Source organism: Streptomyces sp. NPDC055078 (genome assembly GCF_053607985.1).
On the sequence record NZ_JBSGUP010000835.1, the window covers coordinates 1 to 3,135 of the forward strand.

Here is a 3,135-nt window from a genome sequence, read left to right on the forward strand (position 1 = left end):
CGGCTCAACGCCGCCCGCCAGGACGCCCGGGAGCTGCGGACCACGATCCTCATCAAACAGGGCGACCTGGAGCGGGCCGTGACCGCTGCCACCCGGCTCACCACCGACGCTCCACTGCGTGAGGCATCCTGGGCATTGCTGATGCGCGCTCTGTACGCGGCCGGACGGCCCGTGGAATCGCTGCGGGAGTACGAGAGGTTCCGCGCCCTGCTCGCGCGGGAACTCGGCCTCGACCCCAGCCCCGGACTGCGGGACCTGCACACGGCCATCCTGCGCCACGACATCGATGTCCTGGGCTCCGACCTGGGGCCCCGGGTGCCGGACCGCCTGACCGCCGCCCCGGTGCCGCGGCCACCCGCCCTGCCGCCGTTGGTGGGGCGCGCCGAGGAGACGGCGCAGCTCGACGGGCTGCTTCGGGCGGCGTCGGCGGGGAGCACCCAGTGGGCGGTGGTCTCCGGTGCGGAGGGCACCGGCAAGACCCGGCTGCTGGACGAACTGGCCGTACGGGCCGCCGCGGCCGGGCTGCCCGTCGTCCGCGTCGACGGCGGCGGGGTCGGCTCGGACGGCCGGTCGGCGGGCGTGTGCCCGGTACTCCAGCTCCTCGACCTGCTGCGGCAGCGGAACGCCGGAGGGGAAGCGAACGCGGCGTCCCCATCCGAGCCGGAGCCGGTGGCAGCGCTCGTCCGGGAGCTGGGCCGGGCGCCCACGCTGTGTCTGGTCGACGACCTGGACGAGGCCACTCAGGAGACCTACGGGCGGCTGCGACGGCTCGCCGCGCTGTCACGGGACACCCCCGCGGCCGTGGTGTGCACCCTGCGCGACACCGGTACCCCGGAGGTCAGCGGCCTGCTCGCGGACCTTGCCCGGCGCGGCACGGCCTGGCTGCACCTGGAACCACTGACCGCCGGGGACGTGTGCGAAATGCTGGCGGCGGCCGGAGAGGACCCGGCCGGGGCCGAGGCATTGCACCGCCGCGGGGCCGGCAACCCCTTCGCCCTGACGGAGCTTTTGAAGCTGACGCCGGATCAGCGGAGCGGTCCGGGCTCCCGGGTGCCTCCTCCGTTGAGCACCATCGTCCACGACCGGCTGGCCAGGGTGTCCACCCAGGTCCGTACCGCCCTCACCCACACAGCCGTCGACGGCGGACGTCTGGACCTCGATCTGCTCACCGAGGTCCAGGGCGTGCCGCGCGACCTGCTGCCACCGCTGGTCGACGCCGCCGTCACAGCCGAGCTGCTGGTCTGGCACCCGGACGGCGGTGACCCGGCCGCCGGTCACTACCGGCTTCCCGAACTGGTCCACGAGGTGCTGCTCGGCACCCTCACGCCCTCCGCGCGGCAACTCCTGCACGCCGCGCTGGCCCGCGCGCTGACCGGCCGCGACGACACCTGCCCGGCCCGGCTCGCCGGGCATCTGCGGGCGGCGGGCCCACTGGCTCCGGCGGCGACGCCACCCGTCCCCCGGGGCACGGGTACTGAGCCGAGCGCTGGACAAGCACCACGGAACACCGACACCTTTCCCCGATGTCCCTCACTGCCCTGAGGCAGCGCCTCCGGAGCCGAAGGAGTAGTACATGTCCGACCAGCAACAGGTACCGGGCGAGTCCTCCGCCCGCGGTGCGAGCGCCAACGCGCCCGACGCCGAGGCCATCGCGGCCAGCCTCACCGGCGGCGGGAAGCCCCGGACCACCCCCGCCCCGGAGGGCGGGGCGGGGGCCGCGGCGAGCGAACCGGCGGCCGGTGCCGGTGCGGGAGCCCGGTCCACCGAGGCGGTAAGTGGCCCGGAAACCGGGGCGGCGGCAAGCGGCGCGGGTGCCGCCGCCGCGGAGGAGTCCCGTGGCGAAAGGGCCCGGGATCCCAAGAGCGGCGCGGCGACCGGCGGGAACGGCGGCACAGGGAGCGGCGGTCCGACCGCCGGGAACAGCCGCGAGGCAAGCGGCGGAACCAGCGGCGCGGAAAGCAGCGAGGTGAGCAGGAACGGCGGCGCGGCGACCGGTGGGGCGTCCGCCGAGAACGGCAGCGTGGGGAACGCGACCGCCGGGAACAGCAGCGCGGCGACCGGCGAGGCGACCGCCGGGAACAGCGAGGCCGGGGAAGAGCAGGGCAGGGGCGCGGCGGAGGGGGCGGGCGCGCGGCGACTCGCCGCCGTCGCTGCCCCCGGGCAAGGCCAGGGAGTCACCGCGACCGCCGCCGCAGGGGCCGGCGGTGACTCGCCCGACTCCGACGAGGGCGGGTCCGGCCGCCCCCGGAAGCCCGTGCTCGCCGGAGCCGCCATGGCGGGCGCCATCCTGATCGCCGTTCCGCTGCTGGTCATGGCGACCGGGAAGGACGACGAGGAGGGGAAGGTCGTCAAGACCTCTGCCACCGACACCGTCCTGGACCAGGGAGGCGAACCGGCGGGTGCCTTCGTCGCCGAGAAGCCCTCCCCCACAGGGACCAAGCCGAAGAAGTCACCCTCCCCCACGGAGACTTCGACGAAGGCGAAGGCTAAGGCGCCGGAGAAGGCGTCCGCGCCGACAGCCGGCGTGAATGCCGTCCAGCCTCACCAGCCCAGTAACGCGCCGAACAAGCCGAAGGAGGTGGCGCGGAAGAAGGTGAGCGCGGCAGCGGCCAGTCTTCCGGCCGTCCTGACCCGAGTGCTGATCAAGAACAACACGAACAGCACCTGCGTCGACATCCCCACCGCGAGCGGCAGGCCGGACGGGCCGGTGCATCAGTCCACATGCAACAGCAACAGCGACGACAACCAGCTGTGGAACGTCGAGAAGCGCAACGGCGCGGCCGGGCCCGGCGGGGTGCCGCTCTTCCAGATCCGCAATGTCTCGAACGCCAGGTGCCTGGATCTGCCCGGCACCAAGCCGTCCGGCCCCGACACCAGGGTCAAGGAGGCCGGGTGCACCGGCACCACCAAGGACAATCAGCTGTGGTGGCTGGACAAGCGGGCGGACGGGAAGTTCTGGATACGCAACGCCGCCAGCCGCAACATGTGCCTGGACGCCTACGGCCCTGACGAGAACCGGCGCGAACTGCTCATCTGGCCCTGTGCGCAGGAGAGCCGGAACAACCACGAATGGATCTTCACCCGATCCTGAGCGGGCCGGACCGCGCGAGCGGGCCCCGGCGGACCGGCCAGACG

The 3,135-nt window shown here is 74.0% G+C and carries 2 protein-coding genes; both read left to right on the forward strand.

The features are described from left to right. On the forward strand, positions 1–1,542 hold a 1,542-nt coding region (locus ACWF94_RS37400; protein ID WP_453499210.1), incomplete at its 5' end, for a BTAD domain-containing putative transcriptional regulator. 31 nt (positions 1,543–1,573) lie between these two features. Then, positions 1,574–3,091, forward strand: coding sequence for an RICIN domain-containing protein (locus ACWF94_RS37405; RefSeq protein WP_453499212.1), 1,518 nt, complete (start codon positions 1,574–1,576; stop codon positions 3,089–3,091). Positions 3,092–3,135: the final 44 nt, after the last annotated feature.